The sequence below is a fragment of the Streptomyces sp. NPDC031225 genome, from assembly GCF_055570355.1.
Map to the genome: position 1 here is coordinate 33418 of NZ_JBVIHJ010000027.1, position 26042 is coordinate 59459.

Genomic DNA, 26042 nt, shown 5'->3' on the forward strand with positions numbered 1-26042 from the left:
GGAGCGCGCAGTGGGTTCGTGCGCCCCCGAGTACCTACCGCGCGCCTCGTCGGGAGATCGCTCCGTCCCGCCCCAGCAGCCACAGCAGATACGGCCCCCCGACGAGGGACGTCAGCGCGCCCACCGGGATCTCCAGCGGGGGCAGCAGCGTCCGCGCCGCGAGGTCGGCGGCGACCAGGACGAAGGCACCGGTGAGTGCCGAGCACAGCAACGGCAGTTGGGGTGTACGGGTCAGCCGCCGGGCCAGTTGCGGCGAGGTCAGCGCGACGAACCCGATCGGCCCGGCGGCCCCGGTCGCGGTGGCGGCGAGCACGACCCCGAGAACCGTCAGCCCGAGCCGCGCCCGGTCCACCCGCACCCCGAGCGCGGCGGCGGTGTCCGGATCGAGCCCGAGCGGCCGCGCGGCCCTGCTCGCCCACACCAGCGCGGGCAGACACAGCAGGAGTACGACGGTCAGGGGCCCCGCCTGCTCCCACCCGCGCCCGTTGAGACTCCCGGTCAGCCACAACTTGACCTGCTCGGCGGCCTCCAGCTCGGAGTCGGTGAGATAGAGCTGCACGATCGCCGACAGTGCCACCCCGATCCCGACACCGGTCAGCACGAACCGGCTCGCCTGCATCCCGCCCCGCCAGGCCAGCACGTAGACGAGCGCGGCCGCGGCGAGTCCGCCCACGACGGAGACGAGCGGCATGGCCCCGGGTGAGCTGACGGCTCCGGTGGCGAGAGCGAGCACGGTGGCGGCGGCGGCCCCGTGCCCGACGCCGATGACGTCCGGACTGGCCAGCGGATTCCGGGTGACGGTCTGCACGAGGGCCCCGGACAACCCGAGCGCGGCCCCGACGAGAGCGCCGAGCACGATCCGGGGGACGCGCAGCTCGTTGACGACCAGGTCGTAGGGTCCGGATCCGGCGCGGAGGGTGCTCCAGACCTCGGCGGGGGAGATGTAGGTCTGGCCGAGGGAGGCGGAGGCGGCCATGGCGGTGAGCAGGAGGGCGAGCAGGACGAGGGCCACGACGACGGATCGGCGGTGGATGAGGAGGGAGACGTGGGGGTGGGGCCGGAGGACTGTCAACCCGCTCTCCTTAGCTGCGGGCAGTCGTGCCGCTGGGGCGGCTCCCGACCCACAGAGAGCGGCACCCCGCGAGCGCGGGCGAGCGACACCCAGCCCCGGCCCACCCCCACGCCGAGCCCCCCTCACGACACGGCCCCCCGACGCCGTACCAGAAAGACCAGCACCGGCACCCCCACCAGCGCGGTCATCACCCCGGCCGGCACCTCTGCCGGAGGCCTCACCACCCGCCCCAGCACATCCGCCCCCACCAACAACGCGGCCCCGAGCACTGCCGACAACGGCAGCACCGCCCGATGCCCGCCCGACACCACCCGCCGAGCCAGATGCGGCACCGCGAGCCCCACGAAAGCGATCGGTCCCGCCGCGGCCACGGCCGCCGCCGTCAGCAACGTCGCCCCCAGTGCCGCAGCCCCCCGCACCACAGCGACCCGATGCCCCAACGCCCGAGCCGTCTCATCGCCGAGGGCCAACGCGTCCAGCCCCCGAGCACACGCCAGCACCAGCACGGCCCCGACGGCGAGAAACGGCAGCATCCGTACGACCGTCCCCGCGTCCCGCCCGCTCAACGCGCCCACCTGCCAGAACCGGAACTGGTCGAGCGTGGCCGAGCTGGAGGTGAGGACGACGGTCGTGGCCCCTGCTGTCATGGCCGACAGCGCCGTCCCCGCCAGCGCCAGCTTCACCGGCGACGCCACACCCCGCCCCAGCGCGGCGATCCCGTACACGAGACACGCGGCGAGCACCGCCCCGACGAAGGCGTACCAGACGTACCCGGAGAACCCGTTCGCGAGCCCGAACCCGATGGCGAGCACGACCCCCGCCGCCGCGCCCTGGCTCAGCCCGAGGATCCCGGGGTCGGCGAGCGGATTGCGGGTGACGGCCTGGAGCGCGGCGCCCGCGACCCCCAGCGCGGCCCCGGCGGTCAGCCCGATCTCGGTCCGCGGCACCCGCAGCGACCGTACGACGAGCGCGTCCGGGGACCCGCCACCGTGCAGCAGGGCGTCCACGACGGCGGACAACGGCACCGCGCGCGTGCCGACCGCGAGGCTGAGCAACCCGGCGGCGGCCACCGTGAGGACGGCCGTCGGCCAGGCAAGGTGTTTCGGGCTCACTTTCCGATGTTCTCGGCGAGCTCCGAGACCACCAGACGCGCGGCGGTCGGGCCGGCGTTGAGGTACCAGGGGTCGTCGTCGACCTTCACGGCCTGCCCGGCCGTCACCGCCTTCATCGACTTCCACAGCGGCCCGGCCAGCACGCTCGCCGCGTCCGTCTTCGACGCGTCGCCCTGGACGGAGTAGAAGATCCAGTCACCGTCGGCGGTGTCGACGCTCTCCGCGCCGATGTCCTCCGAAATGGCCTTGAACTGCTGGGACTTGGGGCGCGAGAGCCCCATGTCGACGGCGATCGACCCGGTGAAGGAGGAGACGCCGAACATCCGCGTGCGGTCGGGGGTGAAGCGGACCATGGAGACGGTGGGGTCGCCTTCGACCTTGGAACCCTTCTCCTGGGCGTCGGCAACGATGTCGTCCAGCAGCTTCTGCGCCGCCTCGCCCTTGCCCACCGCGTCGCCGACGAGCAGCAGGTCGCGCTTCCAGTTGATGCCGTTGCCCGCGGTGATCACGGTAGGGGCGATCTTCGACAGCTTGGGGTAGAGGTCGCCGAGGGAGTCGTTGGCGAGGATCAGGTCGGGCTCGGCGGCGGCGAGGGTCTCCAGGTTGGGGGCCTGCCGGGTGCCCGCGTCGGTCATGCCGGCGAGCTGCTTCTTGTAGGAGGGGAAGGCGTCCGCGAGGTAGTCGGGCACGAGCCCGGCGTTGTCGGCGCGGGTGGTGGCCGCGGGTACGACTCCCAGGGACAGCAGGTCGTCGAGCTGCCCGGTGCTGAGCACGGCGACCTTCTGCGGCGCGGCCTCGATCGTCGTCCGGCCCTCGAAGTGCGTGACCGTGCGCGGGAAGGTCCCGTCGGCGTCCTGGTCGGAGCCCATCCCCTCGGCGAGGGTGCTCGGCGCGGCGGAGGGCCCCTCGGAGGCGCCCGCGGAGGCACCCAGTACCGGGTTCCGCTCGCCGCCGGCCTCCTTCCCGCCGTTCCCGCCGCTGCCGGCCGACGAACAGCCGGCGAGCAGTCCTCCGACCACGGTCGCGGTCACGACGGCCTTCACTGCTGCTGCACGCACGAGTACTCCGGGGTACGGGGAAGTGGGGGGAGGGCGCCTTTCTAAGGCAAGCCTTACCTTATCCCGTTCCGGAGTGGGGTCTGAACGAGGAGGTCACGATGGCCGTACGGGAGCGGGGCGGGGGTTGAGGTGTCCCGCGCGGGGGTGCGCCCCTCGTCGGGGGCGCACCCGCTGTCACCGCGTGCCGTCCGTCCACCATGTGCCGTCCACCGTGTGCCGTCCGGCTACGGCGTTCTGCTCCGCAGTGGCCTGCTGTCCGGCTAGCGCGTGCCGTTGTGGGCGAACGTCCACACCGCGTGGCTGCCGGGGCCGACGGTGAGGGTCGAGTGACCGATCTGCTCCACGTGCCGGTCCTTCACGGGCCGGTTGAGGGACATGTCGACCCGCTGCATCCCCGCCTGTTCGCGCGGGACGACGTCGAACCGGATCGTGGTGCCGCCGCCCGACGCGACCACGCCACCGCCCGTCACGGTCTTGACGGTGAACCCACCGGCCCGCAGCAGCGGCACGGTGTCGGCGAGGTCGCCCTCGGTGACCGCGAGGCGCACCGAGGTCACGTCACGCATCAGGTGGGTGCGGTAGTCGTCGGAGAGAACGCGCTCCCTGCCGACGTCACCGGGGAAACTGGCGGGCTCGGTCGCGCTGCGGGGATCGGCGAAGTACTCCGGCCGGTACTCCATCGCCCAGGCTCCGAAGGCGTCGTACTCGGTGGCGGTGAGGATGGCGTCGAACCACGGCACGGGCACTCCGTCGCCGAAGTCCCGGGTCTGCAGGAACTCGATGGGATCGACGACCCCGTCGCTCCTGAGCCGCTCGGTGACCGTCGCCAGGTCTCCGTCCCGTTCGGTCGACAGCCCCAGTCCGGCGGAGCCGAGGGTGCCGTCCTGGCCGCCGATGTCACCGACTCCGAACAGTTCCAGGTAGGTCTCGCGGCCCCGCAGATAGCGGCCCGTCCAGGTCTGTCCGCCGCTACCGGTCGTGGTGCGGACCTGGAAGCTGGCGAAGTCCCTCAGATAGTCGGAGTGCTCGATGGCGTCGGCGGTCTCCCGGTCGAAAACCCCGTAGGAGTGGTTGTAGAACAGCAACTGCCGGTCGGACGAGGATCGGCTCCCTTCGGCCTGTGCCGTCCCCACAGCACCCCCGAGCGCTCCGGCGAGGGCCACAGCGAGCACGACGATCATTCGTGATATCCGCTGAATCAGCATGCGGCCGATCGTAGGGCGGCCGGGCCGCTGCCGCGGTTCTTTCTCAACGAGGTCGAAATGCTTGACATACGGCGTTCGGCGCGGTGCCGTATGGCCGCCGTCCCATGGAGGGCAGGGGAGGGGAGTGGGCGGCGCCGAACATCGGATCCGGCAGCGTGTCTCCTCCCCGGTCCCGGGGCCGACCGGTGCGGAATCGTCCGGAACTCTCGCGCGTTGAGCAGGGTGGGCACGGGAGCCGTCGGTGAGCGAGTCGAGCGGCCCGAGTGACCGAGCTGACTGAAATGGGAGGACCTCAATGGCTGCGCAGACGCAGAGGGCCGTACTGGCGGGCGGATGCTTCTGGGGGATGGAGGAACTGATCCGCCGACTTCCGGGCGTGACGGCGACCCGGGTGGGCTACACCGGGGGTGACGTGCCGAACGCGACGTACCGCAACCACGGCACGCACGCGGAGGCCATAGAGATCCTTTTCGACCCCGCGAAGACCGACTACCGCGCCCTCCTGGAGTTCTTCTTCCAGATCCACGACCCGAGCACCAAGAACCGCCAGGGCAACGACATCGGCCTCAGCTACCGCTCGGCGATCTACTACGTGGACGACGAGCAGAAGCGGATCGCCGAGGACACCATCGCGGATGTGGACGCCTCAGGTCTGTGGCCGGGCAAGGTCGTCACCGAGGTGGAGCCGGTGGGCCCCTTCTGGCAGGCCGAGCCCGAGCACCAGGACTACCTGCAGCGCTACCCGGACGGCTACACCTGCCACTTCCCGCGCCCGGGATGGCGGTTGCCCGCCCGCGCCGAGGGCTGACTGAGTGGGCGCCGGTGGCGTACGCCGTCCCCGCGGCGGAGCGCGAGGTCCGTCACCGGCCGCCGCGTAGCCGAAGCAGGTACGCCGCGGTCAGTGCGACGGCACGGTCGCCGTCACCGGACAGCTCCACGAGGGCTCGGGACGCCGTGCTCCCCGGGATGTCCGCCAGCGCCTGGGTCAGCCGTACGCGGGCACGCGCGTCGGTGGTGTGGTGTGCGAGGCGTTCGACGAGACCGGCGGCGATCCGCGCCGCTGCAGGGGTCGTAGCGGGGCTGGAGTCCCGTGCGGCCGTTGCCGCGGTTGCCGCCGTCGATGCTGGCGCGGCTGTCGATGCCGTCGTGGCTGTCGCGGTGTCGTTCGCCAGCAGGCTCAGGGCGTCCGCCGCGTCGGTGTCGTTCCTGCCCTCCACGATCATGTCGATGAGCACCGGGACGGCATCGACCACCCCGCGCGCCCCGAGCGCCGCCGCCGCGTGGCCGCGGACCGCGGCATCAGGGTCGGTGAGGGCGTGCCGCAGCCGGGCGGTGGACTCGTCACCGGGCATCTCGGCGAGAGACCGGACGGCACGTTCCCGCACCGCGGCCACCGGTGAGTCGAGGCCCTCCGCCAGCAGTGCCGTACCGGCGTCGCCCGATCGCGCCAACGCCCACCGCAGCGCTCCGGCGACGTTCGGATCCGTCTCCCTGAGCACCGCCTCGACCAGCGCCTCCACCGGCACCGGAACCCCGTCGGCCGAGGAGAGGGCCGCGCGCTGGCGGGCGGCGGCGCTCTTCGACCCCAGCGCCTGGAGGAACGCGACGGCCTGGAGGACGTCCTCCCAGCCGACGGGTTCCGCGGCGTCGATCCGGCGGAGCCGCGTCAGCAACTCGGTCTCGGCCGCGATGCGTTCGCGCGTCTGACGGATGAGGTCGTCGACGAGTGCCGAGGGCGTGAAGCCGGGGTCGTCGAGCGCGCGTGCGATCTCACGCAGGGACAGTCCCAGCGACCTCAGGCTCTCGATGTGGAAGATCCGCCGGATGTCCTCGCCGGAGTACTCCCGGTAGCCGGAGCCGGTACGGCCCGAAGGCCGCATCAGGCCGAGCGACTCGTAGTGCCTGAGCATGCGGGCGCTGACTCCGGACCGCCGCGCCACCTCACCGATCAACACGTCCTATCGGCCTTCCTGTCCCTGTCCCTGTCCCTGTCCCCGTCCCTGCTCCTGCTCCTGCTCCTGGCCGTGTTTTTGTCCGTGGCTGTGGCCGCCGAGGGCCACGACGCGCTTCGCCTCCTCGACCGCGGACTCGAATCCGGCGTCCGGGTCATGCAGCAACCGTTCCGTGGCGACCGCGTGCGTGCGCACACGCCGGTCCGGGGCCGTCGTCGCGGCACGCAGGGCCGGGAGCACCACCTCGCCCAGTGCGACCAACGCCCGGCTGAGACTCAGCTGCGTCTCCCGCTCACCGCGCCCGAGTTGCGTGGCCAGTACCGCGGCCAGCCCGGCCTCCTCGCCTTCCGGTACGAGCACGACCGCGGCCCGCCAGGCGCTCCGCGCCACCTCGTCGTCGGCGTCGCACAGGAGCGCCCGTGTGATCGCCGGCCACGCCTGCCGGTCCCCGAGCTTGGACAGCGTGTGCAATGCCTGACTCCGTGACTGCGCCCGCCCCGAGCGAGTCTCGCGCAGCAGCCCGGGGAGCGTCATGGACGCCGGGTGGCGGGTGAGCGCCCAGGTCAGCATCTCGCGGACGAAGAACTCGGGCTCGATCGCGCACCGCTCGACGAGCTCGTCGACGAAGCGGGGATCCGGGGTCGTACCGGCCGCGAGAGCCGCCCGCAACCGCACGGACGACCGTGTGTCCTGCAGCCCCTGGAGGACTCGTACCGCATCCGTGTCCTGGCTTGTGGTCGTCATCGAGACCACCTCCTCGGCAAGCAGTGAAGGCCTTCTCACCGTGTCAAGGTCAAAGGCGGAGCGCCGAGGCGGTGACGCGATGGTCCCTACGACGGGGCGCCGGCACCGGCGTCCGATCCGTCGGGCCCCGGATCAGGCCCCGGACTCGGCTCCGTATGCGGATCGTGCGACGGTTCGCTGAGCTGCTCGCGCACGTAGTTCCAGACCACCGCGATCAGCGCGGCGACCGGTACCGCGAGCAGACTGCCCACGATGCCGGCCAGGTTGCCGCCCAACGTCACCGCCAGCAGGACCACCGCCGCATGGAGCCCCAGCCCCCGACTCTGGATCATGGGCTGGAAGACGTTGCCCTCCAGCTGCTGCACCACGACGATGATGGCCAGCACGATCAGCGCGTCCGTCAGCCCGTTGGAGACCAGGGCGATGAGCACCGCGACGAAGCCCGCGAACAGGGCACCGATGATCGGCACGAACGCGGAGACGAAGGTCAGCACGGCCAGCGGAAGCACCAGCGGCACCCCCAGCACCCACAGGCCGAGGCCGATCAGGACGGCGTCGAGAAGGCCGACGGCCGCCTGGGAACGTACGAACGCGCCCAGGGTGTCCCAGCCGCGCGCGGCCACGGTCGGGACGTCCGTCGCGAGCCGACCGGGCAGCTGACGGGCGAGCCACGGCAGGAACCGCGGGCCGTCCTTGAGGAAGAAGAACATCAGGAACAGGGCCAGGACGGCCGTGACCAGGCCGTTCACCACGGTGCTGACGCCGGTGACGACAGTGCCGACCATGCTGCCCAGGCCGTCCTGCGCACGGGACACCGCGCTGTCGAAGGCCTTGTTGATCTGGGCGTCGCCGATGTTCAACGGCGGCCCGGCGGCCCACTCACGCAACTTGTGGATGCCCTCGACGACACCGTCCGTCAGATCACCGGACTGGGACGCCACCGGTACCGCGATCAGTGCCACCACGCCCAGGGCGACCAGGAGGAACAGCACGGTCACGGCCGAGGCGGCGAGGGCGGGTTTCCACCCGCGTCGGCGCAGGAACCGGGTCGGTGGCCAGGTCAGGGTCGTCAGCAGCAGGCCCACCACGAGCGGCCAGACGACCGACCACATCCGGCCCAGGATCCAGAGAGTCACCGCGAGCATCAGAAGTATGAGCAGCGACTCCGCGGAGACCCGGGCCGACGTGCGGAGCGCGGCGCGGGTTCTGGCGGAACTCAGGGTGGCAGTCACGCCCTGCACCCTATGGGTACTCGAGCCACACCGGCATCGCCGCGTCACAGGGGTACGGGCGCACGGAACACCAACCGACCTACGGGCCGGGCCGATTCAGGGGACGCTCAGTGATCTGCCAGCCATGCCAGCAGACGGCCACGCGACCAGCAGCGGCCGATGGCCTCGGCACGCCGGGCCCGACCGTCGAACATCGCCAGGCCGACGATGCTGTGGCCGGAGGCGCGGCGATCACCGAGCGTCGGAATCGCCGGCGCGACACCGACGCCCTCGGCCGACACCCATGCCACCGGCCGGCCCCCGGTTCCCGCTTCGTCGAGCCGCTGCAGGAAGCGCTGCCGCCTCTCGGGCGGGAACTGCGACAACGCCCACGTCGTGATGACGACGGGCAGGGCGTCGGCGGGCACCCGCGCCAAGGCGTCGGGCAGCACCTCGACGGCGTCACCGCGCAGCAGGAGCGGAGGAGCGGTTGCCGCCAGCGCCACCTCCGCCTCAAGCCGCGCGGCCCGCTGCGGCTGATGCGGCGGATGCGACGGATGCGACGGGTCCGGCGGGTCCGGCAGGTCCGGCGGTTCCGGCTGGTACGGCCACAGGCAGGCGCGCAGCCATCGGACGTCGTCCGGGTCGGTCACGTCGACCGGATCGAGGTCGACCCCGACCCGGGCAACCACCTCGGGCATCGCGCCCGTCGGGACGGGCCGGCCTCCCACGAGGGAACACGACACCTGCACGGGGGATGACGGGTCGCCCAGGGACTGTCCGTTGCTGTACGCGACGCCCACACGATCGACATTGAGGTTGAGCCCGGCGGAGCACCCCACGTCGATCAACCCCACCGCCTGCGCACCCGCCCGGCGCGCGGCCTCGGCGATGGCCGGATACAGCACGGCGCAGCGTCCGGTCTCGTCCGGCCGCGTGGTGTGCCGTACGGCGATGGCCACGACCTCGTCGGTCATGCGCAGCAGCGTGTCGATCGCCGCGTCGGCGGCGGCGTCGCTGTCAGCAGCGGCATAGGCCGCGGCAAGCGCGGGGGCGCGTCCAGCGAGAGCGAGGTCGTGCAGTGCGGCGAGGACGACCGTGGGGTGCCGCTTGCGCGCCGGTACCGCCTCGATGGCGCGCAGCGCCTCGCCGGACCGACTCAAGGCGACCGCGACACGCTCGTACAGCGGCGAGGTTCCGGCGGCATCGACCTCCCCGAAACGCCGGTACATCGCAGCGAGCCTGCGGGCACCGCCCTCGGAAACGGCACTTCTGGCGGTCGGCTTCGGCATCTCCCCGATCCTACTGAGACCGCATCAACCGGTCGCCGTCCCAGCCGGGTTGGAGCCGGCTCAGGGCGCGGATAATGACTGCGGCACTCGGATCAGGGCAGTTAGGGTGCGCCACCATGGGCACGGACATCCACGGTGGGATCGAATTCCGCCATCCTCACGTCGGCACCGACTACTACGACGGCGAACCATGGGTGACCGCAATGGATCTGTGGCCGCTGTACGACGAGAGGGACTACTCGGCTTTCGGCCTCCTCTTCGGTGTCCGCAACTACGTGGGCTTCCGTCCGCTTGCAGCCGGTCGTGGTCTTCCTGTTGACCTGTCGAGCGACATGCGTTCAATGCTGGGATCATGGGTTGACCGGGGCGAGGTGGACGGCGCGAGCTGGATCAGCTGGGCCGAACTCGCCTCCATCGATCCCGCGACCAGGCCGGCGGACTTCGTCGGCAGAGTGACTTGGCACAAGAAGTCGCAGCCGTCGATGCAGCGGAGCCAACTCGTATCTCGGCCGTGGCCGGCGGCAATCCTGTCCACCGTGGGCGTGCCGCCTGCCGACTCGGACAGCGCTTCAGAACGCGTCGAGTGGACCACCGACGACTTGGTCTGTGCCTATGAACCACTGACCATCGGTACCGTCCTGGGACCGACGACACACTGGCCCCACGTCTTCGCTGTGATGAAGGCCCTGGCCGGGCGCTTCGGTGACGAGGGCGTCCGCCTGGTCGTAGCGTTCGACTGAGGGCGCGTGCCCCGCGCCCGCACTCCTGCTCAGCGGGCGCCCCCAATGCCGTTCAGTGCTCAGAGTGGCGAGGCCCTGAAGGGCGGTGCGCCGTGCCGAGACGGACCACCGGTTGAGGGCTGTGAACGCGGCTTGATGACCCGCGCCGAGCCGCGTTCACAGCTCTCTCGCTCGCCCCCTGGAGCCGCCCTGAGCTTCAAAAACCCATGTCACTCCCAAGCGGACGATCTACTGTGTTGCGCACTGCCTTGAGCCGGAGCAGTGGGCTTGCGGTACAGAATCAAACGGGTGGAGAAACAGTGGTTCGCCAGGCACGTGTCGGCGTTACGGTTGCCATGCTCATGACCTCGTTGGTGCTCGGAGGATGCGGAACCGGCCAGGGCTCCCGGGCAGGTGCAGCATCGGAGCCGACAGGGACGTCCGGGGTACAGGACAAGCCGTTGAGCGAAGCGGCCCTGGAGCGGGCGACGATCACAGGAACAGATGTCGTCGGCTACGAAGTGCAGCGGGACATCGCTGCCACCTTTGCGTCCCACAAGACGGCGGACCCTGCGAAATGTGCGCCTGCCATGCAGGCGGTGGGCGGCAGCAGTGGGTTCGCGGCCTCCGCGCGCATCGCCCGGATCATTTCTCCGAAGGAGCGCGGATCCAGTGCGCACATGACCCTCTCGTCGCACAGCCCAGGAGACGCCAGGCAGGTGATCGACGAGTTGCGGACAGCCGCCGAAGGGTGCAAGACCTTCAAGGACATTCTGGTGGACTTCGACTACGACGCGGTCCAACTCCAACCCGACCCTGGCTACGGCGATGAATCCGTGTCCCTCCGGCTCACACAGTTGGCGTCGTTCAGCGAGGACGAGGAAACGGTCCGGGTGCCCTATGCGGTGGTGGCTGTTCGACAGGGGGCCACGGTTGCCATGTTCACCAACTTCAAGCGCCCCAGCGGGCCGAAGGACAAGGAGCCGGCTGCCGTACCGAAAGCGATCATCAAGGCACAGCTGAACAAGCTCAGCAAGCTGACGGCTGCCAAGTGACGGCGTACGACTGACCGCACAGAGTCTCCCTCTCACACACCAGGGACTTGTCGGTCCCACTCGCGAACCGGCCCATGAACGGCCCTCCTTCAGGACCATGCCGCCAACGGCATGGATGAGGGCAGTGAAGTCTGCGAGTGCCCCCACAACTGCGCGGCCTGTTCCCGTCATACGACCGGGAAATCCACGTCAAGCCGCGTGCACGGACTGTTGGCGGTGCCCGCTCGGCAGGTCGGCCGACGCTGCGCTCCGGGCATCTGCCCGGCCACGGGCTGTTTTCGCAGCAGGCCGCCGGCGATGACAGCGGGGCCCAGCCCTTCGCGTCACCGGCCAGGAAGGCACTCAGGCTGTCGAGGAGCATGGTGCTGCCCTGCTCGGCCATGTCGCGTTCCTCTGCGGTGTCGCAGGTCTGACGGAGCACGATCTGCGTGTGCCGGCCGTTCTGCTCTTCGAGTTCCATGGTCATGGCTGCGGGCTCGGGCTTGCCGGGTACATCCATACCGACTACCAACAGGCGGTTCTCGTCGACCTCGAGATAGGAGCCGGTCAGCGGGAACTGTCCGCCGTCGGGCGTGACCATAGTGGCCTTCCATGCACCGCCTGGCCGTACGTCCATCTCTACGGAGCCGGGAGCGGCGTAAGCCCACTGTGCGTACTGGTCGGCGGTGGTCCACGCCCGCCACACCTGCACCGCCGGAGCGGCCAGCGTTCGGGTCAGCTTGTAGGAGAAACCGTTGGCCGGGGTGGGCTGCTCGATGGTCATGGTTCATCGCCTCTTTCGTGCCTCGCGGGACTGTCGTGTCTGTAGACGCTCGCGGGCGCGAAGACTCATCGGTTCGGGCTTCCTGTGTTCGGCCGTCACTCCAGGAGGTGGGCAAGTGATTCGTCCGCAATGGGATAAGGACGTTCCTGAGGCAGCAGCCGGATCGCGGAGTTCAGGTCGCCGGCGCTCACGAGCGCGTGAATCTCATGGGCGAGCGGGGTCACGTCGCGGATGGAGACCGTCCATTCGTCCGCATAGCGGCGTACGGCCTCACCGGAGAGGCCGAGTTGCAGCGACCGGTACGGCAGCTGCTGGAGGTGCAGGTCCCGCTCGGGGTCCCACTGCACGCGAGCAGGCGAACGCTTCAACTGGCGCTGCCAGGCAGCCCGGTCGGGGTGCACCCCTCGGACGTAGCTCGACAGGCAAGCGTGTCGCAGCGCCCACTCGAAGCCGTCGCGACTGATCTCGACAGCGAGGACGGTTTCCTGCCCCGCTTTCGTGCCCCAGCCGCAGCGGTACATCATCCACAGGAACGATGGCTTGATCCATGTCATCCGGTCGCGCAGCCACAAGGCGGGGAAACGGCCCTCCCGGGCGGCGGGCAGGCCGATCTCCGGGGCGTACGCCTGGTAGACGGTGACTGTGGATGGCGTGTGCAGCGCGCGGATCCTGTGTCGCGGTTCGTTCATGACGTACAGGGTGTGATGCCTCGACCCCGGGTGGCCATTCTTTTTACCTGCGCGGAGACGGCGGTGTTCGTCGGTGCAGCAGAACCAGCACGACGATCGCCGGACCCGGTCATCAGCGACAGGTCAGTCGTCCGTGGGAGCCGTAGCCACACCCGTCGGGCAGGACACCCCCCAGTTCGTCCCGGACGGGTCGCTCAGCTTGACCCCCGTCCCGCCGATCCCGCAGTAGCCCGCAGGGTTCTTGTCGAGGTACTGCTGGTGTTACCAGCCAGGTGGGATGAGTACTGGCTTGCGGGTCCACCACCAGCGAGTTTCACGGCCCTCGGCCAGTGGACGCCAGTACTGGGCCAGCTCAGATCCGCCGTCATCAACGGTGACCGTCTTGTAGCGCTGGTCGAGTTCTGCCAGGGCACCCTCGTACTTGCCCTGCAGGCCTGAGGGCATGGTGTGCTGGTAGTCCTCAATCGCGTCCCGGACCGTGAGGAGGTTGAGGTACTCGTAGACCATGTAGTACGTGGTCTCGGCCCACTCAGCCTCCATGCGATTGATCAGGGACTCCCACATCTGGAGGCAGATGAGGACTCCGTACAGCGGCTCCTCGGGGATGTCGCTGCTGGCCGGCGGGCGGCCTGCCCGCTCGATGTCGAGACGCTCGCGGTCCAGAGACTCGATCACCGCCAGCTCTGCGGCGTCGAGATCCTTGAACAGACGATGGGCAGCCGTGCCCGGCCTGAGATCGCGCATTAGTCGCCTGCCGGTGCAACGCCCACCGGGCAGCTCACACCAGTCCCGCCAATGCCGCAGTACCCGCCCGGGTTTTTGCTGCCCGAAAGGTACTGCTGGTGGCGGCGTTCCGCCGGATAGAAGGGCCGTCCCTCCGCCGGCAGGATCTCCGTCGTGATCGTGCCGTGGCCCGTGGACGTGAGGAGTTGCTGGTAGGCGGTGCGGGAGGCCTCCGCGACGGTCGCCTGTTCCGGGGTGTGGGTGTAGATGGCGGAGCGGTACTGGGTGCCCACGTCGTTGCCCTGGCGGAAGCCCTGGGTGGGGTCGTGGGACTCCCAGAAGGTCTTCAGGAGGCGCTCGTAGGTGATCAGGGCGGGGTCGAAGACCACGCGGACCGCCTCGGTGTGGCCGGTGAGGCCGGAGCAGACCTCCTCGTAGACCGGGTTCTCGGTGTGGCCGCCCTGGTAGCCGACCAGGGTCGTCCACACACCCACCGGAAGCCGCCAGAACGTGCGTTCCGCACCCCAGAAGCAGCCGAGGCCGAAGTCGGCCGTCCGGTAGCCCTCGGGGTAGGGGCCGAGCAGCGGGGTGCCGAGGACCGTGTGCCGGTCGGGGACCGTGAACTCCGGCTCGGAGCGGCCTTTCAGTGCCTGTTCGGGGGTGGGCAGGACGGGCGTACGGCCGAACAGCATGAGGCGGGCTCCTTCGTTCGTCGCGGTCGCCGGGCACAGGTGCGGGGCGGCGACGGAACAACCGTCCGGTGCCGCCCCGCATTCCGCCAAGGCCGACGTCAGCCCAGTCAGCCCGAGGCCGCCCGAGTCAGTCCGGGTCAGCCCGAGGCCGCCCCGCCCGCGTTCGCCAGGCTCAGATCCCGCATCCGGCAGAACTCACCCGCCGGATCGCCCCGGTAGCGCCACGGCAGCGCGTCCACGTGCCCGTCCACCAGCCGGAACTGCTCCACCGCCGCCTCGTCCCGGTCCTGCAGGCACAGGTAGAACGCCAGCAGATGCCGTACCTCCGCCACGCGCGGGTGGCCCGGACCGGCCGCCGCCACATCCGCGAGCGCCGCGTCGACCAGGGCCCGCATCTGGGGCGTACGGTCGGCGTCCGCGGAGTCCGACTCGTCGTGCTCGAAGTGCGCGATCAGCGGGAACACCGTCATCAGACTGCCCAGCGGCGCCTTCTCGGCGGCCTCGGCCGCGAAGTCCCGGGCCAGCTTCTCCGAGCCGCGCCACTTCGCGCACCAGTACTGAAGCGCCATGTAGTGGGCCTCGTAGTGGTGCGGGTCGCGGTCGGTGATCTCCTGCCAGAGGCGGTCCATGTCGGCGTGCGGGAGGCCGAGACCCAGCGCGGTCGCTATCTGCGCGACGTACGGCACCGGGTCGCCCTCGACGGCCAGTGCGACCGCGCGCGCGTGGTCCTCGCGGGACTGGGACATCACCCGGTGGAAGCCCTCGAACTGCTCGGCGGTCGTGTGCTTGGCCCGCTTCGCACCGCGGATCCGCGCCGCCAGTGCCACTGTGCTGCGGGCCCGCACCAGGGCCGCGCCCGGGTCGTCCGGGCGGGCGGTCTCCCAGGCCAGCAGCCAGGTGTCGTCCTCGGCGGCGACGTTCGCGAACCACCCGCTGTGGAACGACCGGTTCTCCCAGTCCCGCTCGGCGGCCGTCGCGTCCAGCAGGTCCGCGGCCGGCTGCCAGTCGCCGCCCTTGGCCGCGTCGAGCGCCGCGGTGAGCACGGCCGGGACCGGCGCCGCGGAGTCCTTGTTCTGCCTCTCGGGCGGCAGCAGCCCGAGGGCGGCGGCCGCGGCGGGCAGCTCGTACGGCTTGTCGGCGTCGTCGGCGGAGTCGTCGTCCGCTCCGCGCCAGCCCTCGACCGCGCCCTGGACGATCGCCTTGAGGAAGTACAGGCCCAGAGCGAGCAGGGGAAGTCCGACGACGGCCAGAACGATCCAGAGGATGATCACAGCGCACCTCGCGGTGAGGGCTCCGGGGCGAGCAGCGCCCGCAGCGGGGCGGTGTCCGGAACGTCGGCGACCGCCGGGGCGACCACCTCGTCGAGGCCGGTTTCGATGCCGTCTGCGGCGGGCGGCAGATGCGGGATCGCCGACCGCTCCCAGGAGAACTCCCAGCACAGCAACGCCCGGTCGTTCAACTCGGCCAGCGCCATGCCCGCCAGCGACTTGTGCAGAATCGGCCGTACGAACTCACGGAACACCCGGCCCTGCGCCGCGGACGCCTCGTCCGACATTGGCAGTCGCTTCGCCAGCTGCCACAGCCGTCCGTCCTCGATCAGATCGAGCACTGCGGGCAGCGTCGGCTGCTCCCCGGTGTACTCGGCGTACGCCCGGTGCAGCGGTGTGTTGCCCGCACGGAACGACTCCGCCATCACCAGGTCGAGCAGCTCCTGCCAGTCGGAGGTACGGCGGAACCGCCGCACCTCCTCCGTCAGGACGGCGTCCTCCAGCTCCGTCAGCGTGCGCTGAGGGTCGGTGAGGAGGTCGAGGGCGGCGCCCCGGGCCTCGTCCGCGCGTCCGTCGTCGGGCAGTTCCTCGATCCGGCGGACCCGGTCGGCCATCGGCGGATGCGAGTCGTACGGCGACGTGGGCTCCGTCGGCAAGGTGCCGCGCATCTCGATCAGCTCCAGCCGGCGGGCGCTCAGCATCCGGCTGTAACCGCCGAACATCTCACCGCGCGGTGGCAGCAGCTCCTGGCCGGTACCGAGAGTGGCGTAGCAGTTCATGTAGAAGTCGAACGCCCCGTCCAGCACCAGGATCTCGCGCAGCGCCGACGCGGTGGCGTCCCGGCCGGCGATCCGAGCGGCGGCCGCGTCGGCGGCGTACTCCTGGCGGCGGGAGACGGAGAGCAGGGAGCGGAAGTACAGCTTGGCGTAGCCGATGTAGAGCTGCGCCATCGCGCGGTACGTGATGCCGGCGCCGCCGGTGTCGATCTCCTTGGTCTTCTTGCCCTTCGCCTCGGCCTTGGCGTTCTTCTTCTCCTGCTTGGCCTGCTCGCGCGCCGCGGTCCTGTCGGCACTCTGCTCGAAGTGCCTGATGGTGCGCAGCACTTGGGCCCGGCCGCGCATGTTGAGGGCGGAGAGCCGGGTGTCGGAGTTCGAGTAGTGGCCCAGCTCGTGGGCGAGGATCGCGCGCAACTGGGCCTGCGACAGCCCTTGCAGCAGCGGCACGCCGAGGTAGAGGTGGCGCGGTCCCGGCAGCAGGCCGAGCAGCCGGGCGTCCTCGGAGACGGCGGCGTTGACGTCGGCCGTCAGCACGATCCGGGACGGGGCGGTGGTGCCGACCTCATCGGCCAGCTCCCTCACCGTGCGCCACAGTTCCGGTTCGTCGGTCTCGGTGACGGGCAGGCCCGCCATGTCGTCACCCGGCGGGGTGCGCAGCATGAACAGGCCGCGCACCAGCGGGATCGCGAGCAGCACGGAGACGATGACGAGCTTGCCCGCCAGGCTCGTCGGGGCGTGCAGGAGCAGCAGATAGTCGGTGCCGGCCAGCAGGGCCAGCAGCAGGACGCCGAGCAGATAGAAGCCGGCGAGCATCAGAAGAGCGCGCAGCGCACGCAGAGTAGTGCCCATCGGGCAGAGGTCCCCCCACAGGACGGATCACAAGATCACGGAACGACCGGGCGGGTCAGCGGACACACGGGACGTGTGCATGACCAACTCGGGTGAGCGCGGATTGTGACCGACGCGTCCGCCGTGAGGCAAGACGTGATCGGGAGCGGAACCCTGGTCCGCCGCGGAAGGGGCTACGGCGTCACTGCGTGATCGTCGCCGGACTGCCGCCGTTCGCCTCGTACCCCGCCACCGCCAGGGCCCGGTATATCGCGAACTCGGCCGCCGGGTCGGCGGACAGTGTCCAGGGCAGGGCGCCGACATGGCCGTCGATGTGCACGAGCTGGCTCATCGCCTCCGCCCAGCGCTCACCGCGTACCAGGAAGAACACCAGTAGATGGCGGACGTGAGCCAGTATCGGGTCGTCGCCGCGGGCCGAGTGGACGGCGTGCAGCGCCCCGTGGATCGCCTTGGTGACGACCTCGCTCTGGTAGAAGCCACTGACCAGGTTGACCTCGGGCAGGTGCTCGAAGACCGCGAAGAGCGGCATCGCGGCCAGCAGCGAGCCGCGCGGGGCCCGGGCGGCCGCCGCCTCCGCGAAGCCGTACGCCTGCTGCCGCGAGCCGTGCCACTTCTCGCACCAGTAGTGCAGCGCGGCCAGGTGCGCCCCCATGTGGGCCGGCGCACGGTCCAGGATCTTCAGCCACAGCTGCTCGAACTCCGCCTGGGAATAGGCCAGTCCACGGGCCACGGAGAGCTCGACGATGTAAGGGATCGGGTCGCCGGGGGCCAGCAGTGCGGCCTCGCCGCACGCCGACCTCGCCTCCTCCATGATGATCCGGAACTCGTCCGTGCCCGGCGTCGCCGTCCGCCAGGCCTGCTGCACCAGGAACTCCGCGTGCACGGCCGCGCCGCCCGCGTCCTTCGGGTGCTCGATCCGCCACACCCGCAGCCACTGCCCGCCCGGCGACTCGCTGACCCCGCCCGGCCGCTGCCGCAGCTCCAGCGAGGCGGCCCCGGCGAAGGCCTGCACGCGCTGCCAGCGCAGCTCGCCCTCCCGCTCGGTGCCGGCCAGCAGCTGGGCGGCCGCCTTGTAGTCCTGGGTGCGCTGCACCAGGTCCAGGACGTCCAGCAGGTCCTGGTCGGGGCCGGGCATGCGGATGTCCAGCTCCTCCTGCTGCACGAAGCCGTAGTCCGCCGGGTCCGCGGCGTCCGGGTGGCCCGCCGGGACCTGCTCGATCCCGCCCCGCCTGCGCCGCAGGAACGGAAGCAGCACGAAGCCCAGCAGGACCGCCGCCATCAGGACCCAGAGAATCTCCATGCCCCAAGAGTTCCAGACGCCACCGACAATTGCCCAACCCGGCCGACAGCCTGTGGAAAACTCCCCGGGCCGGCCCGAAGACTCTGTGGAAAACCCTGCCGACCAGCCCGACCGCTCCGGGGAAAGCCCCTGCCGACCGGCTCGACCGCTTCGTGGAAAACCCCTGCCGACCGGCCCGGACACCGGGGCGAACGCTCCGGGACCGGCCCGGACACCAGGGGAAAACCCTGCCGCACGGCCGTCGGGACCTCGGCGTCCGTCATCGGACTCCCGAGCGGACTACCCTCGGGGCCCATGAGCGACAGGCACATCAGTCAGCACTTCGAGACTCTCGCGATCCACGCGGGCAACACCGCGGATCCCCTCACCGGTGCGGTGGTCCCCCCGATCTACCAGGTCTCGACCTACAAGCAGGACGGCGTCGGCGGTCTGCGCGGCGGCTACGAGTACAGCCGTAGCGCCAACCCGACCCGCACCGCCCTTGAGGAGAACCTCGCCGCCCTCGAAGGCGGCCGCCGAGGCCTCGCGTTCGCATCCGGACTGGCGGCCGAGGACTGCCTGTTGCGTACGCTGCTCAGCCCCGGCGACCACGTGGTCATCCCCAACGACGCGTACGGCGGCACGTTCCGCCTCTTCGCGAAGGTCGTCGCCCGGTGGGGTGTCGAGTGGTCGGTCGCCGACACCAGCGACCCGGCCGCCGTACGGGCCGCGATCACCCCGAAGACCAAGGCCGTGTGGGTGGAGACCCCCTCCAACCCGCTGCTCGGCATCACCGACATCGCGGCCGTGGCCCAGATCGCCCGGGACGCTGGCGCGAGGCTCGTCGTCGACAACACCTTCGCCACGCCGTACCTCCAGCAGCCGCTGGCCCTCGGCGCCGACGTCGTGGTGCACTCCCTGACCAAGTACATGGGCGGCCACTCCGACGTCGTCGGCGGCGCGCTGATCACCGCCGACGAGGCACTCGGCGAAGAGCTGGCGTATCACCAGAACGCGATGGGCGCGGTCGCCGGGCCCTTCGACTCCTGGCTGGTGCTGCGCGGCGCGAAGACGCTGTCGGTGCGCATGGACCGGCACAGCGAGAACGCCACCAAGGTCGCCGACATGCTGACCCGCCACGCGCGCGTGACGCAGGTCCTCTACCCCGGCCTGGCGGAGCACCCCGGGCACGAAGTCGCCGCCAAGCAGATGCGGTCCTTCGGCGGCATGGTCTCCTTCCGCGTGGAAGGCGGCGAGGAGGCGGCCGTCGAGGTGTGCAACCGCGCGAAGATCTTCACGCTCGGCGAGTCCCTGGGCGGTGTCGAGTCGCTGATCGAGCACCCGGGCCGCATGACGCACGCGTCCGTGGCAGGTTCCGCGCTGGAGGTCCCCGCCGACCTCGTACGCCTGTCCGTGGGCATCGAGAACGTCGACGACCTGCTGGAAGACCTTCAGCAGGCACTGGCGAAGTAGGCCGGCCCGGACTCACCAGCCCGACATCGGTGGAGTCGTCGTGGACGGCGGCTCCACCCAGGGCTGTGCGGTCAGCGCCCACACCACGAACGCCACACTCACGGCGAACAGCAGCAGCCACATGGCCCGGCGTGCCGCGACCCTGCGCCGCAGCAGCCGCGACCCACGCCGTACGGCCTCCCCGCACAGGTCCGCCGGCACCTGCGGCGTCGCCCGCTCCATGAGCTGCCGTACGGCGGCCTCGCGCTGGTTCCGGTTCACCTGCGCCTCCCGCGATCCGGCGGCCCACCGACGCGGCCACCCGCTCCGCCTGCCGGCCGTCTGCCACGGCGCGCACTTCGGTCCCGGGCCCTCATGACGCCGCCACCTTGGCCCCCAGCACCGTCGGCGCGGGCCCGCGCGGCGGGTGCAGCAGCGTTGCCGTCGCCCGGTCGCAGATCGTGCGGACGCGTTCCGCGGGCAGTCCGAGCAGGGCCGCCGCCTGTTCCTCGGCCACCCCCTCGTAGAGGCGCAGCACCACGATCAGACGTTCCTGGGGGGTGAGCCGGGACAGCGGGGCCGCGGGGTGGGCGCGGTGGCGGAGCAGGATTCCGTGGCGCCACGCTCCGTGCGCGAAGCGCAGCCCGAGGTACTGACGGGCACGGTTGTACGGGTCCTCACCGCGCAGCCGGTCCCAGCACGCGTACGTGTGGGCGAGCGCCAGCGTCAGCAGACGCCGCGCGCGCGGGTTGTCGTCCGGGGCCTCCGCGGTGAGAAGCGTCGCGGCGTGCAGCAGCCGCCCGGCTGCGCCCGCGACGAACGCCTCGAACTCCCGGGCCCGACGCGTGCCCTGGGACACCTGCCGTTGCCGCACCACACCTCCCCGCCCGCGGATGGCCGTACGACGGCTTCGTACGACCCGAGGACCCCGGTCTCATATGAGGCCCGGCGCGGCCGTCCGGTCAAGGGGTGGGGCAGGACGCGCGTGCCTAGGAGGACTGCGCTTCGGGTCCCGGTACGCCCTGGGCCGTCATCCGGGTGGAGAGCGCCGTGTTGAAGCGGGTGAGGAGCGTGCAGAACGCGTCGCGCTCCTCCGGTGCCCAGTCGTGTGTCAGCTCGGCCATCAACTGACGCCGGGAGGAGCGCACTTCCTCCAGCCGGGACTGCCCGCGCGGGGACAGCTGGAGCACCACAGCGCGCCCGTCCTCGGGATGCGAGGTCCGCTTGACCAGTCCGGTGTCGACGAGCGGGGCCACCTGCCGGGTGACCGTCGACGAGTCGATGCCCATGCTCGCCGCGAGCGCCTTGACGCCCATCGGGCCTTCCTTGTCGAGCCGGTTGAGCAGCAGGTACGCGGCGCGGTCCATGGAGTTGCGCACCTGCCCCACCCCGCCGAGCCGGGTCTGTTCGGCACGACGGGCGAAGACCGCCACCTCGTGCTGCAGGGTGTCGAGAAGACCGGTGTCACCGACGGTCGTCATGTCCATCGACATTCCAGGTGTTGTGGGCATGGCCGGAGGCTCACTTCATGAAGGGGGAGCTGGATTGGGGGACAGAGTACGCGGCCGGGAGGCAGGTCGTACCGGGGCTGCGCAAACCCGTCTCGGACGTTGGTCACAGCGCGAGCCCGCGCGTGTGAACTGCGAGACTCGAGTCATGAACTACCGCAAGGCCCACCCCGTGCCGTCGGTGACGCTCGACGACGTGCGCGGCGCGCAGAAGATGCTGACGGGCGTGGCGCGGACGACCGCGATGGAGGGCAGCCGCCATCTGACCCAGCTGGTGGGCTCTCCGGTGCACTTCAAGTGCGAGAACCTCCAGCGGACGGGGTCGTTCAAACTCCGCGGCGCCTACGTCCGCATCGCCGGACTGCTGCCCGAGGAGCGTGCCGCGGGCGTCGTCGCCGCGAGCGCCGGCAACCACGCGCAGGGCGTCGCACTGGCGTCCACGCTGCTCGGCGTGCGCTCCACGGTGTTCATGCCGAAGGGTGCCCCGCTGCCGAAGATCAGCGCGACCAGGGAGTACGGCGCCGAGGTGCGCCTGCACGGCCAGGTGGTCGACGAGACGCTGGCCGCCGCCCAGGAGTACGCGGCCGGGACGGGCGCGGTGTTCATCCACCCCTTCGACCACCCCGACGTCATCGCGGGCCAGGGCACGGTCGGCCTGGAGATCCTGGAGCAGTGCCCGGAGGTGCGCACGATCGTCCTCGGGATCGGCGGCGGCGGACTCGCGGCCGGTGTCGCGGTCGCCGTGAAGGCGCTGCGGCCGGACGTGCGGATCGTGGGCGTGCAGGCGGCTGGCGCGGCCGCGTACCCGCCCTCGCTGGCGGCCGGGCACCCGGTGTCGATCCGGAACCCGGCGACGATGGCCGACGGCATGAAGGTCGGCCGGCCCGGCGATGTGCCGTTCGGGATCGTGGACGAGCTCGTGGACGAGGTCCGCACGGTCACGGAGGACGAGCTGTCCGCCGCGCTGCTGCTGTGCCTGGAGCGGGCCAAGCTGGTCGTCGAGCCGGCCGGGGCGAGCCCGGTCGCGGCCCTGCTGAGCGACCCGGGGTCCTTCGAGGGGCCGGTCGTCGCCCTGCTGTCCGGCGGCAACGTCGACCCGCTGCTGCTCCAGCGCGTCCTGCGGCACGGCATGTCCGCGCAGGGCCGCTATCTGGCCGTCCGGCTCCGGCTGACGGACCGGCCCGGCGCCCTCGCGACACTTCTCGGGGTGTTGTCAGTGGTCGACGCTAATGTCCTCGACGTGAGCCACGTCCGGACCGATCCACGGCTCGGGCTCGCGGAGGCGGAGGTCGAACTGCACCTGGAGACCAAGGGGCCGGAACACTGCGCCGAGGTCGGCCGGGCTCTGCGCGAGTCGGGTTACACGGTCATCGACTAGGCCGGAGCACCGGGCGTCACTCGTTCGGGTAACTCCATTGAGAGACGCGATACATCGCGTTATGGTGTGTCTCGTGGCGGTCCCCGCTCCACCCGTCACCAGGCGGAAGAAAACGCGCAAATCTAGGCTTTCCCAAGAATCCCCGACGACGTGGAGACTCATATGCCAGGCGCCATCTATGCCGAAGGTCTGGTCAAGACCTTCGGCGACGTAAGGGCTCTGGACGGCGTCGACCTCGATGTCCCCGAAGGCACCGTCCTGGGCCTCCTCGGACCGAACGGCGCGGGTAAGACGACCATGGTCCGCTGTCTGACGACCCTCCTGAAACCCGACAGCGGCCGCGCGGTCGTGGCGGGCATCGACGTGCTCAAGAACCCCGACGCCGTACGCCGCTCCATCGGCCTCTCCGGCCAGTTCGCGGCGGTCGACGAATACCTCACCGGCCGCGAGAACCTGCAGATGGTCGGCCAGCTCTACCAGATGAAGGCCAAGCCGGCGAAGACCCGCGCGGGCGAGCTGCTGGAGCAGTTCGACCTCGCCGACGCGGCCGACCGCCCCGCCAAGACCTACTCCGGAGGCATGCGCCGCCGCCTCGACCTCGCGGCCGCCCTGGTGGTCTCACCGCCCGTGATGTTCATGGACGAACCGACGACCGGCCTCGACCCCCGCAACCGCCAACTGCTGTGGGAGGTCATCAAACAGCTGGTCTCCGGCGGGACGACCCTGCTGCTGACCACCCAGTACCTGGAGGAGGCCGACCACCTCGCCCACGACATCGCCGTCGTCGACCACGGCCATGTCATCGCCCAGGGCACCTCCGACCAACTCAAGGCCCGCACCGGCGGCGAGCGCGTCGAGGTCGTCGTGCACGAGCGCGAGCACATCCAGGCGGCCTCGGAGGTGCTGCGCGGCTTCGGCAAGGGCGACACCACCGTCGAGGACCACATGCGCAAACTCACCGTGCCGGTGACCGGCGGCGCGAAACTGCTCGCCGAGGTCATCCGCGAACTCGACACCCGTGGCATCGAGATAGACGACATCGGTCTGCGCCGCCCGACCCTCGACGACGTGTTCCTCTCGCTGACGGGGCACGTGGCCGAGGTCAAGGCCGAGGGAACCGACGAGAAGGAGGCCGCCAAGTGAGCGCCGTCACCGACACCGCGCGGGTCGCCGCCTCCGGCAACCCCCTGGGCCGGTCCGTCCGGGACTCCCTGGTCGTGGCCAAACGCAACCTGATCAGGATGACCCGCATTCCGGAGATGATCCTTTTCGGGCTGGTCCAGCCCATCATGTTCGTGGTGCTGTTCACCTACGTGTTCGGCGGGTCCATGCAGATCGGCAACAGCACCGATCTGGATGTCTACAAGAACTTCCTGATGGCCGGCATCTTCGCGCAGACCGTCACCTTCGCCACCGCGGGTGCCGGCGCGGGCATCGCCGACGACATGCACAAGGGGCTCATCGACCGGTTCCGCTCGCTGCCGATGGCGCGCGGCGCGGTGCTGACCGGCCGTACCGTCGCCGACCTCGTGCAGACGGCCCTGACCCTGCTGGTCCTCGCCCTGGTCGCCCTGCTCGTGGGCTGGCGCCCCGGCTCCGTGGACCCGACCAACTTCGGGAAGATCCTCGGCGGCTTCGGCCTGCTGCTGCTCCTCGGATACGCCTTCACCTGGATCGGCGCACTGATCGGCCTGACCGTGCGGACTCCGGAGGCGGCGACCTCCGGCGGACTGATCTGGCTCTTCCCGGTGACGTTCATTTCGAACGCCTTCGTGGACTCCAGCAAGATGACGCCCTGGCTGCGGCACATCGCCGAGTGGAACCCGTTCAGCGCGACGGTGCAGGCCTGCCGTCAGCTCTTCGGCGATCCGGGACTGTCCCCGTCCGACGCGTGGCCCATGCAGCATCCGGTGTGGGCGTCGCTCATCTACTCGGTGCTGATCATCGCCCTCTTCAGGACCCTGGCGGTCCGCAAGTACCGGTCGGCGACGGCGTGACGCGACGGCACGGTACGGGGTCGTGACGAAGCCCCCGGCGTCGCGAGGACGCCGGGGGCCCGTCAAGGACAGCGGGACCAGAGGGCCGGCCGGGGTCAGCCGTTGTAGGGCTCGGCCCTGAGGATCGTCACGGAGGCCTTCCTGCCGTTGGGCAGCTCGTACTGCGCGTCCTCGCCGACCTTGTGGCCGAGCACGCCGGAGCCCAGCGGGGACTGCGGCGAGTAGGTCTCGACGTCCGCGCTCGCGTACTCGCGGGAGGCGAGCAGGAAGGTCACGGTGTCGTCCTCGTCACCGTCGAAGGCGATCGTCACGACCATGCCGGGCGCCACCGCCCCGTCCGTCGACGCCGGAGCCTCGCCGACCTTGGCCTTCTCCAGGAGCTGGGTCAGCTGGCGGATGCGGAGCTCCTGCTTGCCCTGCTCTTCCTTGGCCGCGTGGTACCCGCCGTTCTCGCGCAGGTCCCCCTCCTCGCGCGCGGCCGCGATCTTCGCGGTGACTTCCTCGCGCGCGGGACCAGACAGGTACGCCAGCTCTTCCTTGAGCTTGGTGTACGCCTCCTGCGTAAGCCAGGTGACGTCTTCGCTGGTCTGGGTCACAGGTGCTCCTCGTAGGTACTGGGAATACAAAGCATCGCCCTACCCAGAAGAATGTGCCTTCACGGATGGGCGAAACCACGAGCCTAACAATTCGGTGGCCGAAGGGGGAGGACATAAGCCGTCGGAATAAGGTCGGCGCAGGTCAGTGCCCGGGTATCGAGGGTGACGTCAGTCGGCGTGACAGCCCAGCAGTTCGGCCGTGGTACCCCGGGCCGTCGTACGCAGTGTCACGGCCTTGTCGATGCGGGTTGCGTCGCCGCCGAAGCGGAAGTCGGCCCGGCCCACCTCGGAGCCGTCCGCCGCCTGGGAGCGGATCGTGCAGTAACCGGAGGTGCCGGAGTCCTTGCGGACCTCCAGATGCACCGTCACCGCGGACGGCTGTGCCTCGAACGCGATCACCTCGGCGCTGATCTTGTTCTGGCCGACGTAGTGATACGCGAAGTAACCGATCAGGGCGAGCACGAGGGCACCCAGCACGGCGCCGGCGATCTTGAGTTTGTGGTCGGCACGCTCGTCCGAGGAGCTGCCGTAGCGGCCCTCGGGCAGCTGTGTGCTCGCCGTACTCATGATCGTCTCCTGGGAAACCAAGGCCGTGGAATTAATCGCCTCCCGATTCGGTCACTATAGAAGCCTGCCCCCGCCGCCCGACACC

At 70.5% G+C, this 26042-nt stretch carries 26 protein-coding genes and 2 pseudogenes; 7 read left to right on the top strand and 21 right to left on the bottom strand.

The features are described 5' to 3' along the window. Nucleotides 1–34: 34 nt before the first annotated feature. The 4 genes from ACZ48Z_RS35845 to ACZ48Z_RS35860 all read right to left on the bottom strand — a co-directional run bounded on the left by ACZ48Z_RS35845 (nucleotide 35) and on the right by ACZ48Z_RS35860 (nucleotide 4423). Complete coding sequence (locus ACZ48Z_RS35845) at nucleotides 35–1096, bottom strand: FecCD family ABC transporter permease (protein ID WP_468740187.1); 1062 nt, start codon at nucleotides 1094–1096, stop codon at nucleotides 35–37. 98 nt (nucleotides 1097–1194) lie between these two features. Next, complete coding sequence (locus ACZ48Z_RS35850) at nucleotides 1195–2184, bottom strand: FecCD family ABC transporter permease (protein WP_468740087.1); 990 nt, start codon at nucleotides 2182–2184, stop codon at nucleotides 1195–1197. Next, nucleotides 2181–3242, bottom strand: a complete 1062-nt coding sequence (locus ACZ48Z_RS35855; RefSeq protein ID WP_468740088.1) for an ABC transporter substrate-binding protein — start codon at nucleotides 3240–3242, stop codon at nucleotides 2181–2183. Before ACZ48Z_RS35855 ends, ACZ48Z_RS35850 begins: the two co-directional genes overlap by 4 nt. Before the next feature lie 260 nt (nucleotides 3243–3502). Continuing rightward, nucleotides 3503–4423, bottom strand: coding sequence for a DUF5829 family protein (locus tag ACZ48Z_RS35860; protein WP_468740188.1), 921 nt, complete (start codon nucleotides 4421–4423; stop codon nucleotides 3503–3505). 319 nt (nucleotides 4424–4742) lie between these two features. Between ACZ48Z_RS35860 and msrA (ACZ48Z_RS35865) the strand changes: the two genes are divergently transcribed. Continuing rightward, on the top strand, nucleotides 4743–5255 hold the full coding sequence (gene msrA, locus ACZ48Z_RS35865) for a peptide-methionine (S)-S-oxide reductase MsrA (RefSeq protein WP_468740089.1): 513 nt from the start codon (nucleotides 4743–4745) through the stop codon (nucleotides 5253–5255). A gap of 52 nt (nucleotides 5256–5307) precedes the next feature. Here the strand turns inward: msrA (ACZ48Z_RS35865) and ACZ48Z_RS35870 are convergent, their stop codons facing one another. The 4 genes from ACZ48Z_RS35870 to ACZ48Z_RS35885 form a co-directional block, all read right to left on the bottom strand. Next, on the bottom strand, nucleotides 5308–6402 hold the full coding sequence (locus ACZ48Z_RS35870) for a MerR family transcriptional regulator (RefSeq protein ID WP_468740090.1): 1095 nt from the start codon (nucleotides 6400–6402) through the stop codon (nucleotides 5308–5310). A gap of 3 nt (nucleotides 6403–6405) precedes the next feature. Further along, entirely contained in the window at nucleotides 6406–7143 is a 738-nt protein-coding gene (locus tag ACZ48Z_RS35875; protein ID WP_468740091.1) for a HEAT repeat domain-containing protein, read from the bottom strand. Nucleotides 7144–7229: 86 nt separating this feature from the next. Beyond that, nucleotides 7230–8375, bottom strand: a complete 1146-nt coding sequence (locus ACZ48Z_RS35880) for an AI-2E family transporter (protein WP_468740092.1) — start codon at nucleotides 8373–8375, stop codon at nucleotides 7230–7232. Nucleotides 8376–8482: 107 nt separating this feature from the next. Beyond that, a complete protein-coding gene (locus ACZ48Z_RS35885; RefSeq protein WP_468740093.1) occupies nucleotides 8483–9646 on the bottom strand; it encodes a DUF2332 domain-containing protein in 1164 nt (387 codons plus the stop codon). Between the two features lie 116 nt (nucleotides 9647–9762). Here ACZ48Z_RS35885 and ACZ48Z_RS35890 point away from each other — a divergent pair, with 116 nt between their 5' ends. Further along, nucleotides 9763–10386, top strand: coding sequence for a hypothetical protein (locus ACZ48Z_RS35890; protein WP_468740094.1), 624 nt, complete (start codon nucleotides 9763–9765; stop codon nucleotides 10384–10386). Nucleotides 10387–10826: 440 nt separating this feature from the next. After that, complete coding sequence (locus ACZ48Z_RS35895; RefSeq protein WP_468740095.1) at nucleotides 10827–11420, top strand: hypothetical protein; 594 nt, start codon at nucleotides 10827–10829, stop codon at nucleotides 11418–11420. A 313-nt stretch (nucleotides 11421–11733) separates the two neighbouring features. On the opposite strand, the pseudogene ACZ48Z_RS35900 reads toward ACZ48Z_RS35895, so the two are convergent. From ACZ48Z_RS35900 to ACZ48Z_RS35935, 8 genes and pseudogenes are all read right to left on the bottom strand, one after another. Next, nucleotides 11734–12183, bottom strand: a pseudogene (locus tag ACZ48Z_RS35900) (SRPBCC family protein); the annotation flags it as partial. 95 nt (nucleotides 12184–12278) lie between these two features. Beyond that, nucleotides 12279–12872, bottom strand: a complete 594-nt coding sequence (locus ACZ48Z_RS35905) for a DUF4291 domain-containing protein (RefSeq protein WP_468740096.1) — start codon at nucleotides 12870–12872, stop codon at nucleotides 12279–12281. 123 nt (nucleotides 12873–12995) lie between these two features. Next, nucleotides 12996–13133, bottom strand: a pseudogene (locus tag ACZ48Z_RS35910) (peptide-methionine (S)-S-oxide reductase MsrA); the annotation flags it as partial. Then, nucleotides 13134–13616 (bottom strand): hypothetical protein, encoded by a 483-nt coding sequence (locus ACZ48Z_RS35915; protein WP_468740097.1) that lies wholly within the window; start codon nucleotides 13614–13616, stop codon nucleotides 13134–13136. Further along, nucleotides 13616–14287 carry a peptide-methionine (S)-S-oxide reductase MsrA gene (gene msrA / locus ACZ48Z_RS35920; RefSeq protein WP_468740098.1) on the bottom strand — a complete coding sequence of 224 codons (672 nt, stop codon included), beginning with the start codon at nucleotides 14285–14287 and terminating at the stop codon, nucleotides 13616–13618. Before msrA (ACZ48Z_RS35920) ends, ACZ48Z_RS35915 begins: the two co-directional genes overlap by 1 nt. A gap of 137 nt (nucleotides 14288–14424) precedes the next feature. Then, nucleotides 14425–15558 carry a hypothetical protein gene (locus ACZ48Z_RS35925; protein ID WP_468740099.1) on the bottom strand — a complete coding sequence of 378 codons (1134 nt, stop codon included), beginning with the start codon at nucleotides 15556–15558 and terminating at the stop codon, nucleotides 14425–14427. Beyond that, complete coding sequence (locus tag ACZ48Z_RS35930) at nucleotides 15555–17180, bottom strand: M48 family metallopeptidase (RefSeq protein ID WP_468740100.1); 1626 nt, start codon at nucleotides 17178–17180, stop codon at nucleotides 15555–15557. Before ACZ48Z_RS35930 ends, ACZ48Z_RS35925 begins: the two co-directional genes overlap by 4 nt. A gap of 181 nt (nucleotides 17181–17361) precedes the next feature. Further along, a complete protein-coding gene (locus ACZ48Z_RS35935; protein ID WP_468740101.1) occupies nucleotides 17362–18480 on the bottom strand; it encodes a hypothetical protein in 1119 nt (372 codons plus the stop codon). Between the two features lie 294 nt (nucleotides 18481–18774). Here ACZ48Z_RS35935 and ACZ48Z_RS35940 point away from each other — a divergent pair, with 294 nt between their 5' ends. Continuing rightward, complete coding sequence (locus ACZ48Z_RS35940) at nucleotides 18775–19932, top strand: cystathionine gamma-synthase (RefSeq protein ID WP_468740102.1); 1158 nt, start codon at nucleotides 18775–18777, stop codon at nucleotides 19930–19932. A gap of 12 nt (nucleotides 19933–19944) precedes the next feature. On the opposite strand, the gene ACZ48Z_RS35945 is transcribed toward ACZ48Z_RS35940, so the two are convergent. The 3 genes from ACZ48Z_RS35945 to ACZ48Z_RS35955 all read right to left on the bottom strand — a co-directional run bounded on the left by ACZ48Z_RS35945 (nucleotide 19945) and on the right by ACZ48Z_RS35955 (nucleotide 21404). Next, on the bottom strand, nucleotides 19945–20193 hold the full coding sequence (locus ACZ48Z_RS35945; protein ID WP_468740103.1) for a hypothetical protein: 249 nt from the start codon (nucleotides 20191–20193) through the stop codon (nucleotides 19945–19947). 91 nt (nucleotides 20194–20284) lie between these two features. After that, a complete protein-coding gene (locus ACZ48Z_RS35950) occupies nucleotides 20285–20785 on the bottom strand; it encodes a sigma factor-like helix-turn-helix DNA-binding protein (protein ID WP_468740104.1) in 501 nt (166 codons plus the stop codon). 115 nt (nucleotides 20786–20900) lie between these two features. Then, on the bottom strand, nucleotides 20901–21404 hold the full coding sequence (locus ACZ48Z_RS35955; RefSeq protein ID WP_468740189.1) for a MarR family winged helix-turn-helix transcriptional regulator: 504 nt from the start codon (nucleotides 21402–21404) through the stop codon (nucleotides 20901–20903). A gap of 163 nt (nucleotides 21405–21567) precedes the next feature. Here ACZ48Z_RS35955 and ilvA point away from each other — a divergent pair, with 163 nt between their 5' ends. The 3 genes from ilvA to ACZ48Z_RS35970 all read left to right on the top strand — a co-directional run bounded on the left by ilvA (nucleotide 21568) and on the right by ACZ48Z_RS35970 (nucleotide 24794). Next, nucleotides 21568–22797, top strand: a complete 1230-nt coding sequence (ilvA, locus tag ACZ48Z_RS35960; RefSeq protein WP_468740105.1) for a threonine ammonia-lyase — start codon at nucleotides 21568–21570, stop codon at nucleotides 22795–22797. A gap of 162 nt (nucleotides 22798–22959) precedes the next feature. Beyond that, a complete protein-coding gene (locus tag ACZ48Z_RS35965; RefSeq protein WP_468740106.1) occupies nucleotides 22960–23940 on the top strand; it encodes an ATP-binding cassette domain-containing protein in 981 nt (326 codons plus the stop codon). Beyond that, nucleotides 23937–24794, top strand: coding sequence for an ABC transporter permease (locus ACZ48Z_RS35970; RefSeq protein WP_468740107.1), 858 nt, complete (start codon nucleotides 23937–23939; stop codon nucleotides 24792–24794). The genes ACZ48Z_RS35965 and ACZ48Z_RS35970 overlap by 4 nt, the downstream gene beginning before the upstream one ends. Nucleotides 24795–24889: 95 nt before the next feature. Here ACZ48Z_RS35970 and greA read toward each other — a convergent pair whose 3' ends face one another. Next, entirely contained in the window at nucleotides 24890–25390 is a 501-nt protein-coding gene (greA, locus tag ACZ48Z_RS35975; RefSeq protein WP_328750160.1) for a transcription elongation factor GreA, read from the bottom strand. 168 nt (nucleotides 25391–25558) lie between these two features. After that, nucleotides 25559–25957: a DUF4307 domain-containing protein gene (locus ACZ48Z_RS35980; protein ID WP_468740108.1), complete on the bottom strand. Its 399-nt coding sequence runs from the start codon at nucleotides 25955–25957 to the stop codon at nucleotides 25559–25561. Between the last annotated feature and the right edge of the window lie 85 nt (nucleotides 25958–26042).